The sequence below is a fragment of the Agrobacterium sp. BT-220-3 genome (genome assembly GCF_025910175.1).
In the GTDB taxonomy this organism is placed as follows: domain Bacteria; phylum Pseudomonadota; class Alphaproteobacteria; order Rhizobiales; family Rhizobiaceae; genus Agrobacterium; species Agrobacterium oryzihabitans.
The window spans coordinates 179,234-195,167 of record NZ_JAPAIX010000002.1 but is presented as its reverse complement, the minus strand read 5'-3'; the positions used below and the strand labels follow the sequence as shown (position 1 = coordinate 195,167).

Below are 15,934 nucleotides of genomic sequence, written 5' to 3'. Positions count from 1 at the left end.
GGCAGCAATCTCAGGCCACGCGACGGGTAACATCGTGACCACCGATGCTTTCCATCTCAAGACGGAAACGGGATACCAGCGCGCGCAACTTGGCCGTTTCGGCGGCGAGCATTGCCGAGGCGGCGGTTGATTGTTCCACCATGGCCGCATTTTGCTGGGTGGCCTGATCCATCGAATTCACCGCGGCGTTGATCTCGGCAAGACCGGTCGCCTGTTCGGCCGCCGATGTGGCGATGGCGTTCATATGGCGGTCGATGCCGGCGATGCGCTCGCCGATATCTTTGAGCGTCGTGCCGGTGTCGAGCACCAGTTTGACGCCGCTCTCCACTTCGGTCGATGATTGCCGGATATGGCCGCGGATTTCGCTTGCGGCCTTTGCCGAGCGCTGCGCAAGATCACGCACTTCCTGCGCCACCACGGCAAAGCCTTTGCCGGCTTCGCCGGCACGGGCAGCCTCCACCCCGGCGTTCAGCGCCAGAAGGTTGGTCTGGAAGGCAATTTCGTCGATGACGCCGATGATGCCGGTGATCTGCCGCGACGAGGCCTCGATGCGGCGCATGGCCTCTTCGGCATGGCCGACGACTTCGGCGGATTTCACTGCGCTTTGGTTGGCATCGGTGGCAGCAAGGCGGGCTTCGGCGGCACGCTTGTTGGCATTGGCGACATTGACGGTGATTTCTTCAAGGGCTGCGGCTGTCTCTTCGAGGGATGCGGCCTGATGTTCGGTGCGGCGAGAAAGATCGTCCGCGCCCGCTGCGATTTCGCGGGTGCTGCCATCGATGGTGGCGACGCCGTCGGAGATCGCGAGAAGCGTTTCAGCGAGCTGCTTGACCGAACTGTTGAAATCACGGCGCAGGGGTTCGAATTCCGGAGCAAAGGCGACATCGAGCTGGAAGGCGAGATCACCGGATGCAAGCCGCTTCAACCCGGCGGCAAGCCCGGATGTCGCGATGCGCAGCCTGTCCGATGCATCCTCTTCCGTCTGGCGTCGTGCCGCCTGCTGATCAAGTTCAGCCTTTTCACGCGCAGCAGCGGCTTCCTGTTCCAATGCCCGATTGGCGATCGCCGCTTGCCTGAATATTTCGACTGCGCCGGACATGGAACCGATCTCGTCCTTGCGGTCGACACCCGAAGGCGGCTGAGACGTATCGCCACTCGCAAGGATTTCCATCGTCTCCGACAGGCGCAGGATAGGACCCGTTACCGTTTTGCGGGTAAGGATGAAGAGGCTGACACAGAAGAGTGTCGCCAGACCCAGCAGCCCTTTCAAAAGAAGGTCGATGACCGCCTTTGTCTCCTGGCTTTTGGAGACAGTGGCTTGCGACAGCGCGTCGATCTGCTCGCCGGCTTTCTCCATCGCCGTTTCAAGCGTGGTGAACTGCCGCATGAAATCCGGGATCATTTTTGTCGCTGCGCCCGGATCGGACCCCACAAGGCCGACCACTGTCTTGGCTATTTCCAGATAGGAATGAAGCGGTTTTTCCACGCTGTCGATAACGGCTTTGGCTTCGGTGCCTTCGGACAAAGCCGCGTTTTCCTTTATGGCCTCGAGGAATGTCGCTTCGTGTTCGGCAAGGTCGGCCTTTACCGCGTCGAAAGACAAACCCATCGTGTCATTGGTGGAAAGAATGGCCGCGAGCACATCCGAGCGCAACGCATCGTGCATCATGTCGGCGCGCATATGATTGTGAAGTATTTCGGCAGAGCGTGATACTTCCGCGCTATTGCGGTTGAGCGTCTCCGTCGCCCAAATGCCGATGCCAACGGCGCTTCCGGTGAGAGAGAATATTGCGATGCTTGCTAATATTATCTTTTTTTGAATCGACGCCATGGGGTCGTTCCCGCTCCGTTGCTTATACTGCGGGAAAATAATAGAACGTGCTTAAGAAATGATCTATTTTTATGATGGATTTGATAAAAAGCAAAAAAGGCTGCAATTTGTATTGCAGCCTTTTCTATATTAGAGATTTATACTTTTAATTCGCTCTTTTCAGCGCGTCGCCGAGGATCGAGACGATGTCGTCGAAATGGGATTTCTCCGCGATCAGCGGCGGCGAAAGGGCGATAATGTCACCGGTGACGCGGATGAGCAGCCCGCGCTCAAAGCAATCCGTGAAGACCTCATAGGCGCGCGCGCCGATGGCGCCGTCGCGCGGCTGCAACTCGATGCCGGCGATGAAGCCGATGGTGCGGATGTCGATGACGTTCGGCAGGCCCTTCAGGGAATGGATGGCGTCGTGCCACACGTCCTGCATTTCGGCTGCACGGGTGAAGAGCCCTTCGTCGCGATAGATGTCGAGTGTGGCAATGCCGGCGGCGCAGGCGACAGGATGGCCGGAATAGGTGTAGCCGTGGAAAAGCTCGATCTGGCTTTCCGGCCCGTGCATCAGCGCATCGTGAACCTTGCGGCTGGTGAAGACCGCGCCCATCGGGATTGCGCCATTGGTGAGGCCCTTTGCGGTGGTGACGATGTCAGGGGTCACACCGAAGTAATTGCTCGCAAAGGACGAGCCCATGCGGCCGAAGCCGGTGATGACTTCATCGAAGATCAGCAGAATGCCGTGCTTGTCGCAAATCGCGCGCAGGCGTTCCAGGTAACCCTTCGGCGGCACCAGCACGCCGGTGGAGCCGGCGACTGGCTCAACGATGCAGGCGGCGATGGTTTCTGCGCCATGCAGGGCAACCAGCCGTTCCAGATCATCGGCAAGCTCGGCACCATGCTCGGGCTGGCCCTTGACGAAGCTGTTCTTCGAAAGATCGTGGGTGTGACGCAGATGGTCTGCGGGGATTTGCGGGAAAACGCGGCGGTTGTTAACGAGGCCGCCGACGGAGATGCCGCCGAAGCCGACACCGTGATAACCGCGCTCGCGGCCGATAAGTCGGCTGCGGGTGCCCTGGCCGATGGCGCGCTGATAGGCAATGGCGATCTTCAGGGCCGTATCGACCGATTCCGAGCCGGAGCCGGTGTAAAATACGCGATCAAGTTTTGCACCTTCCGGACCAGGCGCAATTTCCGCCAGCCGCTCGGCAAATTCAAAGGCGACGGGGTGGCCCATCTGGAAGGAGGGCGCATAATCCATGGTGGAAAGCTGGTGTTTCACGGCAGATGCGATCTGCTGGCGGCCGTGGCCGACATTGACGCACCATAGCCCAGCCGTGCCGTCGAGAACCTGGCGGCCGTCATTGCTGGTGTAATACATGCCCTCTGCGCTCGTCAGCAGGCGCGGATTGGCCTTGAACTGCCGGTTGGCGGTAAATGGCATCCAATAGCTGTCGAGTGAGGTGGAATTGGATCTGCTGGGGTTATCCATAGTGGCTCTCCTGTTCGGTGCCGATGATTGAAAGCTATTTTCCGGACTGAACAAGCCCTTTTCTCGCTGTGGCCAAGCCATTGAAAATGTTATAGGCGGTGAGGAGAGTTTTCGATATTTCGAACAAGGGCAACGGGGGCTCCTGCATGTCGGTGGATATAGGCGGGCGTTTGCGCCATTTGCGGCTGCGTCACAATATTTCCCAGCGTGAACTGGCAAGGCGCGCCGGTGTCACCAATTCGACGATTTCGCTGATTGAATCCAATACCTCCAATCCGTCCGTCGGCGCGCTGAAGCGTATTCTCGATGGCATACCCATCGGTCTTGCCGAGTTCTTCGCCTTCGAGCCGGAGACGAGCCGCAAGGCATTTTACCGCGCGGACGAACTGGTCGAAATCGGCAAGGGGCCGATATCCTTCCGGCAGGTTGGCGACAATGTTTTCGGCCGCAGCCTGCAGATCCTCAAGGAATGTTACCAGCCGGGCGCCGATACCGGCAAGGTGCCGCTGGTGCATGATGGTGAGGAAGGGGGGATAATCCTCTCCGGGCGTCTGGAAGTGACGGTGGACGAGGAGAGGCGGGTGCTTGGGCCGGGCGACGCCTATTATTTTGAAAGCCGCAGGCCGCATCGCTTCCGTTGCGTTGGACCCGTGCCCTGCGAGGTCATCAGCGCCTGCACGCCACCCACCTTCTGATTCCCGGGTCTTTACCCGATATGGCACCCGGCGGACATCCGGCCTATCTTGGTAGAGACAGAATCTCTGCCGAAGCCGGAAGATTTTCGACGATTGGTCGGGGCTTTGACAGGAATTTTCGCCATTGTTTCGCCACTTTTGCGCCGCTCTTGCAATTTTTCCATCGCTTTTTCTTGGCAAACACAAAATGCCAGACAGAAAAATCCCGGCTAATATGTCAAATTTTATATGCATTGCCGCAATCTTGCTGCGCCGCAAAAAAATTTATTAGTCTGTTACACGCATGGCTGTTCTTGGCGTTCCTGTCTCATCTCACCAAGTCATAAGAAACATATAAGAAAAGACTATCCGGGGTCGAAAACCCTATACATGCGGGACGGACACCCATGCTCTGGGAACATGGCCATCTGCACATTTGTTTCTTTTTTATGCAACCGTTAATATTGCCCGGACGTTGATCGGCCGCTCACGCAAGAAATCGCATAGACGGTCATAGGCAATGTGCCTTACAAAAAATCCATTAGCATCAAATTCAGAACACAGACTTGTTATCTCCTTTAGACGGAAAGACGCGCCTCCGGGCACCGACCAATCGCAAAACATAAATGGAGTTCTCTCTATGAAGTCCGCGACCCAATCGGCTGAACAGACACTCAGCAGCTCCGAAGACTTCGATGTCAGTTTTCCTATCGGGGGCATCGCAAAACGTAGCTTCGATATGACATCGGCTGCACTTGCGCTGCTCATATTCAGCCCGCTTTTCCTGTTGATCGCCGCGCTGGTGAAATTTTCCGACCCTGGCCCGATCTTCTACGGCCACCGGCGTGTGGGACATAATGGCCGCTATTTCCATTGCCTGAAATTCAGGACGATGGCGATGAACGGCGACGAGATGTTGCGCCAATATCTTGCCGCCAATCCGGAAGCCGCCGAGGAATGGCGTGCTACCCGCAAGCTCAAGAACGATCCGCGTGTTACGGCCGTTGGCGCCGTGCTGCGCAAGCTCTCCCTTGATGAACTGCCGCAGCTCCTCAACATCATCCGCGGCGAAATGAGCGTGGTTGGCCCGCGCCCGGTCGTCGATGAAGAGCTGAGCTACTACGAAAGCGCTGCCGCTTATTATCTCAGCACCCGTCCGGGCCTGACCGGCCTGTGGCAGATCAGCGGCCGTAACGACGTCTCCTACAAGACCCGCGTGGCCTTCGACACGCAATATGTGCAGAACTGGTCGATGCGACAGGATGTCTTCATCATCGTCAAGACCATTCCAGCCGTGTGCCTGTCACGCGGAAGCTACTGACCAATATTGAGTTCGGTTTTATCGACCTTCATTTCGACACGCACCCTGACCGGGATCCCAAGTCCGGTCTTCGGGTGCGTCATTGGTGCTAATCATACTGGCCGCTTTTTGCGGCGCTGCGCAACCGGCACCGTCCGGTTGCTCTATCGCCTGATCGCCCGCGTGGCGATCCGCAAACAGGGAGTTTCCCGATGAACGGCCTTTTCGCCGCCTCCAATCGTCCGCTTGCCAAAAAGACGGCCAGACAGACCCTCACCGCACTTTTGCTTGCCGCAACCGTCGCTTTCGGCGCGCCGCTTTCCGCAATGGCTGCGGACGGTGGCCAGTACAAGCTCGGCACAGCCGACAAGCTGCGCATTCGCGTGGCCGAATGGCAACCGGCCGATGGCAGCATCCGCAACTGGGATGTCATCAATGGGGACTATTCCGTCGGTCCGTCGGGCTCCTTGTCTCTGCCCTTCATCGGCCAGCTGGAGGTGGCGGGGAAAACACCATCTGAAGTCAGCGAGGCGATCGGCACCCAGCTTCAGAGCAAGTTTGCCCTTCGCAACCTGCCTTCTGCCTCCGTCGAAATCGCCCAGTTCCGGCCGATCTTTCTGAGCGGCGATGTGCAGACGCCGGGCGAATATCCATACGCCGCCAATCTGACAGTGCTGAAGGCCGTCAGCCTTGCCGGCGGCTTAAGGCGCTCTGATGCTGGCCAGCGTTTTGCCCGTGACTTCATCAATGCGCGTGGCGATGCCGCCGTCTATGACAACCAGCGGGCAAGGCTGCTTGCCCGTCAGGCGCGCCTCGTGGCCGAGGTCAAGGGTGATACGACCATTGCCAAGACGCCGGAAATGGAAAAAATTACCGAGATCGATACGCTTCTTGCGAGCGAAAGCGCGCTGATGAAGTCCCGGACCGAGCGATATACGCTTCAGCTCAAGGCGTTGACGGATCTGCATGCCCTTTTGCAGAGCGAAGTCGAATCCCTGAACAAGAAATCGGAAACACAAAACCGCCAGCTCCAGCTTGCCAATGAGGACCGCGACCGCGTCAACCGGCTGAACGAGCAGGGGCTAGCGCTCTCGCAGCGGCGTATTTCTGCGGAAGAACGGGCGGCGGAGGTGGAATCCACCCTGCTCGATATCGATACGCAGTCGCTGCGCGCCAAGCAGGACATTAACAAGGCGACGCAGGACGAGATCAACCTGCGCAATGACTGGGTGGCGCAGCGCTCCAAGGAACTGCAGGATACGGAAGCGGAACTCGACAAGCTCAATCTGCAGCTGACCACCAGCCGCGAATTGATGTCGGAGGCGCTGGCGCAATCTGCCGAGGCGATCCGTTTCGACCCGTCGGGAAAATCCGCGACCATTAGCTACGTCGTGGTGCGTGAGGAAAACGGCAAGCCGAAGGAAGTGAAGGTGGATGAAAATGCCATGCTTCAGCCTGGCGACGTTATCAAGGTCTCGTCCGAAATCCTGATGCAGTGAGGTTTCCATGCGGATCGCCAAATCGGCGCTGATCGATCCCGAACGCAATGAAGTCTACGGAATGGCGGCAATCGCGCTGTCATTCTTCGTTTTCGCCTATTCGTCGCGTTTCGGGCAAATATCGGTTCTCGCCTATTATGGCATGTGGTTGCCGCTGGTGGTGGTCAACTACCGGCAGGTGCTCGGCAATTATCCGCGTTATCTGTGGATCTTCGCCTTCGGCATACTGACCGTGCTGTCCAGCTTCTGGTCTGAAGCAGCATCGGTGACCATGCGCGCCTCTATCCAGTACATGACGCATATCGTCTGCGCGCTCATTGCCATGCGGGTGATTTCCATCCGCACACTGACGCGTGGAGCATTGATCGGCATCGCCGTGGTACTGCTGTATTCGCTGCTTTTCGGCATCTATCTCTTCGATGCGCTTGATGGCACCTATAGTTTCGTCGGCGCGTTCTCATCGAAGAACCAGCTTGGCTTTTATGCCTCGCTCGGCGTCATTTTTGCCGCATCTTCCGTGCTGGTCCTCAAACAAAGGGGCATCTGGCTGCCGATTGCGGGTGTCACCGGGCTTTTATCGGCCTATAGCCTCATCGCGTCGCAATCGGCCACATCCGCCATTACCACGGCCGCCGTGGTCGCCCTCATCATCGGCTTCATCCCAATCGGCATGCTTTCACCCGCCAACCGCAAGATGACGTTTTTTGCGCTCGGCGGCCTTGGCGCGCTGCTGGCCGTTGCCTCCCTGCAATTCGGCCTGCTGGACGCCATTCTCGGCATTTTCGGCAAGGATTCGACACTGACAGGTCGTACCTATCTGTGGCAGCAGGGCATAGAAGCGGCGAAACAGACGCCCATTCTCGGTGTCGGCTATCAGGGGTTCTGGGTGGTGGGTTTTGCCGATGCCGAACGCCTGTGGAACGACTTCTTCATCACGGGCCGCAGCGGCTTCCACTTCCACAACACCTATATCGAAACGGTGGTGGAAAACGGCATCGTCGGCATGATCCTGCTCGGCATGGTGCTTTATGGCACGCTGCTTGGCCATCTGCGCTCGGTCCTGATGCGAAAGAGCGATCCGCAGGGCGTCATTCTCTTCGCCATTTGTGCGCTCTTTGTCGTTCGCTCCTTCGTGGAGATCGATATCATTTTCCCGTATCAGATCGGCTCGTTCCTGCTCTATTTCGCGGCCGGAAAACTGTGCCTTCCGGCGAAAGCTGCGCGGGGCAGCGTGCACCTGACTGGCGTTCGTGGCGGTTTTTCTCACCGTCATTCCGGCCTTGAGGCGGAATCCAGCCAGCCCAGGTCCTTGGGCTGAAACAATTCGTCCTCGCCGCGCGGACGCGCGTCGGCTACATCCCGGCCCAAGGCCGCAATGACGGAGAAGAGGTGGTTCTAAAGATAGTCCGCCGAGACATGCGGGCTGGCGTGGATGAAGCTCCACATATCCTTGCTGACATCGACAATATCCGCGATCGACTTTTCGAGGTGCTCGATTTCCTTCTCGTCCATGCGTTCGACCTTGCCGTAACGGACCTTGCTGTCGTCCTCCACCAGCCGCATCAGCTGGGTGCTGGCGATTTCGCCCTTTTCGTCGAAGGAATAGATGCAATGATTGTATTTGTTGCGCGTCTTCGCTTCTTTTTTCAGCCGCGCCATGATGGAGAGAATGGTCTTGCGGTCCTTCGCGTCCGTGGACGGAAGCTTCGCCAGGCGCTCAATGAGATCCATGCGCGCCCGCGTGGTGTTGAGCGTCAGAAACACCACGATGGCCGCTTCCTTCTCCACTTTCAGGAGATGGACGATCAGATAGATCATCAGGCTTTCGGTGTTGGTCCACACGTAATTCAGCCTGCCGACCAGCAGCAATACATCCGACATTGCCGCCATGCTGCTTCTCCCACCCCAACGAAATATATTGAGCCATCATATGCTGATTGCTGCGGAAAAGACAGTCTAGGTTACTGATATTTATTCATCTTTCCTTGAAGGCGCGGGACATGCTGTCAGAGATCGGCTTGGTCAGATATTCGAAGAAGGTGCGTTCCGACGTCTGGATCAGAACGTCGGCCGGCATGCCGGGCACGGGGTGGAAATTATGAACCTTGGCGATTTCCTCATCGGAAACCTGCACGCGCACGATATAGACGTCCTTGACCTGCAGGCCGGCATTTTCCTCGATACTGTCGGCGGAGACGTAGAAGACCTTGCCGTTCAGAACCGGTGTCGTGCGGCGGTTCAGCGCCGAGAGACGGATCGCGGCGGTCTGGCCTTCATGCAGCTGGTCGATCGAGGTTCTGAGAACCTGTGCCTCAAGGATCAGGGGAACATGGGCGGGCAGGATTTCCATGATCGGCTTGCCGGTGGTGATGACGCCGCCTGGCGTGTGATAATAGGCGCGCACAACGGTGCCGTTGACGGGGGAGCGGATGACGGTGCGTTCCAGCACTTCGGCGGCACCGCGAACCTGCTCGCGCACGCTGTCGAGATCGGACTCAGCCGTTTCGAGCGCGTCGAGCGCGGCCTGCTTGTTGGCGTTGACGGCGATGACAGCTTCCTGCTTGAACTTGGCGATTTCCGCCTCGCTCTGGTTCATCTCGCCAGTCAGGCGGGCGATATCTCCCATGGCGTCGGCAATGGCGCGCTCCAGCGCCAGCATGTCGGTCTTGCGGATAACGCCGTCCTTGGCGAGCTTTTCCTTGGAGTCGCGCTCCTGTGTCAGAAGCGCCAGCTGCCGGTCGAAGGACTGTTTTTGTCCATCATAGCCGGTATAGCGAAATTCCAGCGACCGGATGTTCTTGTCGATCAGGTTCAGCTGCTCCTCAAGCTTTATGAGCTTGCTGTGGAACACGATGTTCTGGCTCTGGATGATTGAGTTGATATCCGGATCGCCGGCTTCCTTCATGACGATGTCAGGCACCTTGAAGCTTTTTTCGCCCTGCGCCTCGGCGCGCAGGCGCACCACGATGGTTTCGAGGCGAAGCCGCCGCAGCTGCAACATGCGCTCATTGGCGAGTGCCGTCGTCTTGTCGAGCGTCAGGAGAACGTCGCCTTCCTTGACCGTATCGCCTTCGCTCACCATCATTTCCTTGATGATGCCGCCTTCCAGATGCTGGACGACCTTGTTGTTACCGGTGGCGACGAAGCTGCCCTGGGCGATAATGGCCGAGGAGAGCGGCGCGGTGCCGGCCCAGAATCCGAAGCCGCCGAAGGAGGCGAGCAACACCGCAAGACCGATGGAACTATGCAGGCGGATGGAGCGTGGCACCTCGCTGTACCATTCAAGCTGGCCCTGGGGTTTGACTTCGACGATGGCGTTTTTCTTCTTGAACATGACGATCCTCAACCCTCGATCTGCGGGGACTGGCTGCCCTGACGGCCGCTGCCGGAAAGCGCTTTCAGCACCTCCATTCTTTCGCCGAACATTGCGACGGACCCATCCTTCAAAACCATGATCTTGTCGACACATTGCAGAAGTGCGGGCCGCTGGGTGATGGTGACGGTGGTGATGCCCTGTTTCTTGGCGTGCAGCAGCGCCTTGGCCAGCGCCTGTTCGCCCTGTGTGTCGAGGTTGGAGTTGGGCTCGTCCAGCACCACGAATTTGGGATCGCCGAAGAAGGCGCGGGCAAGCGCGATACGCTGCTTCTGGCCGCCGGAAAGCGGCGCGCCATCGGCCGCGACCACGGTCTCATAGCCCTGCGGGAAACCGGCGATCAGCTCGTGCACATCGGCCAGCACAGCTGCCTCATAAATCTGGCGGTCTTCGACATCGTCGCGCATGCGGCAGATATTGGCCTTGATGGTGCCGGGGAATAGCTGCACGTCCTGCGGCAGATAACCGATGCTCTCACCGAACTGCCGCTGGTCCCAGTTTCGCAGGTCCATGAGGTCGAGGCGGACATTGCCTGACGTGGGGAGGATGGAGCCGACCAGCATCTTGCCAAGCGTCGTCTTGCCGGAGCCGGAATTGCCAATGATGGCGAGCGACTCTCCCTTTTTCAGCGAAAAGGAAATGCCGTTCAAGATCACCTTCTTCTGCGGCGGCGGCACGAAGAGGATGCGCTCCACATCCAGACGCCCTTCCGGGTTGGGCAGGCGCAGGCGTGGGAAGTTCAGCGGCGAGCTGATGAGAAGCTGCTTGATGCGGCCATAGGAGGCTGCGGATTTATTGAACTGGTGCCAGCCTTCGATCGCCCCTTCGATGGGCGCAAGGGCACGGCCGGAAATGATGGATGCTGCGATCACCATGCCGCCGGTCAGTTCGCCTGACAGCGACAGATGCGCGCCCCAGCCCAGGAGCGCCACCTGGGTCATCATGCGGGCGGCCTTGGAGACGCCTGAGAACATGATATTGCGATCCTGCGCCGCCACATGCGACTTCAGCGATCCGGCCGTTTCGCGGCCCCACATCTTCACCGCTTCGGGGATCATTGCCAGCGCATTGATGATCTGCGAGTTGCGCGACATGGAATCGAGATGGAAATTGGCGCGGCTCAGATAGCCGGAAGCTTCGGCAAATTGTCTCGCGGTAAAGCGCTGGTTCAGCCAGGCAATGATGAACAGCACCGCGCAGCAGACCATGATGATGATGCCGAGATGCGGATGGACGAGATAAACCACCACGATGAAGAGCGGCATCAGCGGCGCGTCGAGGAAGGCGATCAAGGTGCCAGAGGTGAGGAAGGAGCGCAGTTGCTGCAAGTCCTGTAGAATCTGGTAGTCCTTGCCGCTGCCATGCAGGGAGGCGCGGGCGGCGGCCGAAAGGATGGGCGCACCAAGCTGCACTTCAAGCTCGACGGCGGTGCGCATCAGGATGAAGCGGCGAATGGCGTCCATGAAAGCCTGCAGCAGAACCGCGCCGAGTACGGCGACGGTCAGCATTATCAGCGTATCCATCGAGCGGCTGGTCAGCACCCGGTCCGATATCTGGAAAAGATAAAGCGGAATGGCGAGCAGCAGGATGTTGATGGCGATGGTAAACAGCATCACCACCACCATGTTGCGACGTACGGCGGCAATACCCTTGGCGAGACTTGCGGCAAAATTGATCGGCTCGCTGCGCTTGTGGAACCCGCTCTGGCTTCCGCCACCGCCACCACCGCCGCCGCCATTATCCGTCGGCTCCTTGCCGTTGCCGCCACCACCCGTCACCGGCCGGCGCTCGTTTTCCCGGATAGGCCCGTCATTATTGTCGATGGTCTTGACGAAGGGCAGGTCGGTATTGTCGACTTTCGCTTGGGGTTCGAGCGGGGAGGCGGGCTGCGGATCCTGTTGCGGAGCCGGTCTTTCCGGCGGAACATCGCGCAATTGCGCCGGTTGTTCCGTTTTCGCCAGCGGTTGGGAAAGAGTTTGTGGGGGAGCAGCCTCCTGGGAGGAGGGAGTGTTTTTCGCCTGTTCTGCGCCGGATAATTGGCGAAGGTTCTCAACGGCTTCGTTGATGGCCGAAATGCAGGCATCGGTTAGCTTGCTGTCTTCCGCATCCTGATCCAGCGGCAAATCCAGCGAGCGCCCGTCGGCAATGGTTTTTCTTGAGATATGATCCATTTTTTATCGGTCCCCTGGTGATCTTGCGGTAACTGCGGTTTCGGCGGGACGTGCGTTTCCCGTCCCGCTTGCCAAAACCTAGGCAGTGACCCCCTGCATGACGTCGGCCGAATGCGCGTTCGACCATGACATGTCGTGACCGGCATTGATGACGCCATCGGATTCGTTCTGGATGGTGGCGGGATCATCGTGAAGAAAGGCGATGACCTCGTTCGCCAGTTGGCCGGGCTGAGCCGGATGCGACGTATCGTTTTCGATAATGCCGCCCTGAATGAGGATGGCATCGGAATAAAGGCCGCCGGCAACATAGGTGGTGGAGCCGAAGCTGTCGTAGTCGACGATCTGTGCGAGATTGACGACAGCATTGCTGCCGGTGTCGATATGGACGGTCGCATCCTGGTTGTTTTCCAGAACCTTGGCTGCGGCCTGGGTCACATCGTCGGAATCACCCAGCACGCTCACCTGTTTGATGATGCTGACGTCGTAAAGATTGCCGGTGATGTAGAGAACGTTCAGCCCCTGATAGCCGGCAAAGTTGGCGTCGTGGGCGAGCGCGTCCGGCATGTTCGGGTCGCGCTGGTTGATCGCGTTCACCGTCTGGTTCATGTAGTCTGGCATGGCTTCGAAACGATCATTGCTGCCGACATTGTGGATGGAAGCATCGTTCCACAGAAGGTTATTGCCGGACTGGATCGTCGCGCCATCAGGCGCATCGGGATTGGCGCGGGCCCAGTCATTGTCGTAAAGCACGGCGATCTGGCTGATCAGGTTCATGTCCAGCACATTGCCGCCGACGATGATCAGATCATATTGCATGCCGATGCCGAGGAAATTGGCGATGTTCAGGGCAGCGTTGCCGCCTGTCAGCAGGCTGACGCTGGAGCCCGCCGTGGTGATTGTCATCGTGTCGTTGTCACTGATGAACTGATATTGCTCGATCCAGTGCACGAAGGATACGTCCCCCTCCAGCACGCTGACGCGCCAGGCGGTGGGGAATATCGGCGTTTCAGCCGTATCATGGCTGTCGGCCGCGTTCTCTGCGCCGGGATAGACCGTGCGCTCGAAGCTGGCGATGTTGTATGCAGCCGTTGCCGCCTGATCTTCGGAATGGGTGAAGACGGACGAAATCTCGTCCCGATCGCTATAGATATAGGCCTGGGTGATCGCGTCGATCTGGTGATAGTCACCCATGACGGCGGTGACGGAGGTCATGACGCCGGTATTGACCAGCGTGGCGACATTGGCGACGATGTTGGCGCCTGCGGCCACATCGATGCTGTTGCCGGCGGGGCTGTCCTCATGCAGCGAAACGTCGCTCTTTTCCGGCTCTTCCGCTGGCTTGGCAATGCCGCGATCCGGCATGAAGTCGTCGAGCATCGGCTTGTCGTAGGAAACCGCGCCATTGATATAAAGGCCGTTGATATCGTTGCCAGCCAGGACGAAATCCTCGTCCGCCCCGGTGCCGAGCGAGGTGACGTCGTTTTCGCGGGCGTGGTCGATGTAATCATGGGCGGATTTGGCGAGCGCCTGCAATGCGTCGTAGCTGTCAGTGCGCTGGAAAGTGGAAAAGGGCGTGAAGACGGCCGCTTCATTGTAGAACTCGACGGTGCGCTCGGTCACGAAGGTCGTGTCGCGCGCCACATTGGGGCCGTCCGTCATGTTCACATAGTCATCGTCCTGAAGAATATTGACCTGCGTGACATGAGCGGCGACAGAGCCGGGGCCGGTGTGAACCACCAGTTCGCGTTCTCCCTCGAAGGAAACACGGCCGGGAAAGCGGAAATGCGCGCCGGAAATATCGACCGGTATGGCATTTGCAAGCTGCTGCATGTCGTATTCGACAGCACGCGCGAAATGCGGCCGCATGTAATCGAAATCATAATAGCCGGAACGATATTTGACGCCGGGATCGTAATCTTCAAGCGGAACGTCGTAATTCTTGTCGAGCAGCCGTGCCGCTTCATCGTCGGGCAAGTGGTCCGGATTAGACTGGGCCGGGCCTTCGCTATAATTGGTTCTCAGACGCGCATCCTCGACCTCGGTATCGAACAGGCCGATGAAATGCGCAATCATGTCGGAAATCTTGTCGATATGCATTGGAGGTCCCTCCCTGATCATCGCGGCAGGGCCTGAGCGTTGCGGACGGCACCCGTCTCACAGGCGGTGCTTCGTTTTCGCGCAAACCGGTCCTTTAACCGCGAACTGCACCGGCGGATGCCGGTGCAGCTCTTTTCGTCAAGAGGTGGTTATCAGGAGTGATCCTCACCGACATCCGATACATGCGAGTTGCCGCCTGTGATCGTGACGTCAACGGCATTGGAGAGCATGTTGGCGCCCTGCACCAGTTCCAGATGGAAGCCGGAATTTGCAAGGATTGCCGATGCATCTGCAGTGCTGGTACCTGCGGCGTCGTCGCCGGCCTTGAGGTCCCATCCCTTGCCGTCCATACCTTCGGCGCCGTAAGCGTCACCGGCATTGGCGTTCAGGTGGTTCTGGGCGCCACCGTTGTCCATCTTGATATCCCAGGCCTGATCCTGATCCGCCAGGTGGTTGGCCTGCACAAGGCTGAAGCCCGTGTCGTTACCGTCGCCGTTAAGCGAGCTGTTGAGGATATTGTCGACGTCGAGTGTGAAGGAGAAGTCGTCACCCAGGTTGAAGGTGAGGTCTCCGCCGGCGATGCCGAGATTGCCGACATCCTTGACGCCGGAGATGTTACCGAAGTCGTCATCCGACTTGTAGTAGCTGTCTGCGGAGTTGAAGCTGTCGGAGGTCGTCGTGGTCTTGGTGGAGGTGTCGTTGTCGGAATAGGAGAATGTTTTGGTGTCCGTATCCGTGACCGTCTTCACATTGGTATCATTGTCGCTGTACGACTTGCTTTCATAGCTCCAGTCGTAGTCGACCTTGATATCGGTGTTGGTTTCGGTGCTCGTCTTGGTGGTCGTGTCGTTGTCGCTATACGACTTGCTGTCGTAGCTCCAGTCATAGTCGTTGTCGCGATTGTCACCGTTGTTGGCGGCTACATCAATCTTGGCGTCAACATCCACATTGGTGCTGTGATCGCTGTTGTCGTTGTTGCGGTTTTCACCATTTGCGGTGCCGACGTTGCTGTCTTCCACCTTGGCGTCATTGGTCGAGGTGTTGGCGAAACCATCGGAAAGCGCGCCGATCTTGGTGATGTCGTCGTCGCTACCGCCGGATGACTTTGGATCATAACCCATTTTTATTTCCTCCGAAAAAGCTCGGAGCAGCTTTCGAAATCCCTCTCATCTTAAATGGGATTTTTTCGCGCTTGCTCCGTGTTGCACAAAGATTGATGTTTTGCAGATGTACTCGTTACGCATCACCTGCGGTTTGGCATTGGCCCGTGACCGGGCTCTTTTCGTTCAGCCCCTGTGCGCTACTCGGTAAAAAGGCGCACAAATCCGTTCCTCGCTCCAATGGGGAGCGCGGTGGCTTTCGTCTTTTCGTTTTCATGTTTCTTGAAAAGGAACCGGCGTTTGCAAACACACGTCAAAGGCCGGGGTTGTCTTTCCATCGATCGCCGTTTCAGCGACGGTCAGACTGTGCAGCAGAAAAATTGCCGTTCCTAGATATCAATTCGGGTTA

At 58.1% G+C, this 15,934-nt stretch carries 11 protein-coding genes; 4 read left to right on the top strand and 7 right to left on the bottom strand.

Annotated elements, in window-relative coordinates; translation table 11 throughout:
• Positions 1 to 10: 10 nt before the first annotated feature.
• The gene (locus OK142_RS07445) at positions 11 to 1,831 is read right to left on the bottom strand and encodes a methyl-accepting chemotaxis protein (protein ID WP_498681919.1); all 1,821 of its coding nucleotides are present in this window, start codon (positions 1,829 to 1,831) and stop codon (positions 11 to 13) included.
• Between the two features lie 145 nt (positions 1,832 to 1,976).
• Entirely contained in the window at positions 1,977 to 3,311 is a 1,335-nt protein-coding gene (aptA, locus tag OK142_RS07440; RefSeq protein ID WP_003500656.1) for an omega-aminotransferase AptA, read from the bottom strand.
• Positions 3,312 to 3,457: 146 nt separating this feature from the next.
• Between aptA and OK142_RS07435 the strand changes: the two genes are divergently transcribed.
• The 4 genes from OK142_RS07435 (at position 3,458) to OK142_RS07420 (ending at position 8,102) form a co-directional block, all read left to right on the top strand.
• Positions 3,458 to 4,006, top strand: a complete 549-nt coding sequence (locus tag OK142_RS07435; RefSeq protein ID WP_003500658.1) for a cupin domain-containing protein — start codon at positions 3,458 to 3,460, stop codon at positions 4,004 to 4,006.
• A gap of 619 nt (positions 4,007 to 4,625) precedes the next feature.
• Entirely contained in the window at positions 4,626 to 5,306 is a 681-nt protein-coding gene (locus OK142_RS07430) for a sugar transferase (RefSeq protein WP_003500662.1), read from the top strand.
• A gap of 191 nt (positions 5,307 to 5,497) precedes the next feature.
• Positions 5,498 to 6,784 (top strand): polysaccharide biosynthesis/export family protein, encoded by a 1,287-nt coding sequence (locus OK142_RS07425; RefSeq protein ID WP_498681916.1) that lies wholly within the window; start codon positions 5,498 to 5,500, stop codon positions 6,782 to 6,784.
• 7 nt (positions 6,785 to 6,791) lie between these two features.
• Entirely contained in the window at positions 6,792 to 8,102 is a 1,311-nt protein-coding gene (locus OK142_RS07420) for an O-antigen ligase family protein (protein ID WP_313613710.1), read from the top strand.
• A 77-nt stretch (positions 8,103 to 8,179) separates the two neighbouring features.
• Here OK142_RS07420 and OK142_RS07415 read toward each other — a convergent pair whose 3' ends face one another.
• The 5 genes from OK142_RS07415 to OK142_RS07395 form a co-directional block, all read right to left on the bottom strand.
• Positions 8,180 to 8,674: a hypothetical protein gene (locus tag OK142_RS07415; protein WP_498681914.1), complete on the bottom strand. Its 495-nt coding sequence runs from the start codon at positions 8,672 to 8,674 to the stop codon at positions 8,180 to 8,182.
• A gap of 85 nt (positions 8,675 to 8,759) precedes the next feature.
• Complete coding sequence (locus tag OK142_RS07410) at positions 8,760 to 10,118, bottom strand: HlyD family type I secretion periplasmic adaptor subunit (RefSeq protein ID WP_137038907.1); 1,359 nt, start codon at positions 10,116 to 10,118, stop codon at positions 8,760 to 8,762.
• Between the two features lie 8 nt (positions 10,119 to 10,126).
• The gene (locus tag OK142_RS07405; protein WP_498681912.1) at positions 10,127 to 12,328 is read right to left on the bottom strand and encodes a type I secretion system permease/ATPase; all 2,202 of its coding nucleotides are present in this window, start codon (positions 12,326 to 12,328) and stop codon (positions 10,127 to 10,129) included.
• Positions 12,329 to 12,406: 78 nt separating this feature from the next.
• The gene (locus OK142_RS07400) at positions 12,407 to 14,425 is read right to left on the bottom strand and encodes a hypothetical protein (RefSeq protein ID WP_498681910.1); all 2,019 of its coding nucleotides are present in this window, start codon (positions 14,423 to 14,425) and stop codon (positions 12,407 to 12,409) included.
• A gap of 152 nt (positions 14,426 to 14,577) precedes the next feature.
• Positions 14,578 to 15,546 carry a hypothetical protein gene (locus OK142_RS07395; protein WP_003500675.1) on the bottom strand — a complete coding sequence of 323 codons (969 nt, stop codon included), beginning with the start codon at positions 15,544 to 15,546 and terminating at the stop codon, positions 14,578 to 14,580.
• Positions 15,547 to 15,934 lie beyond the last annotated feature (388 nt).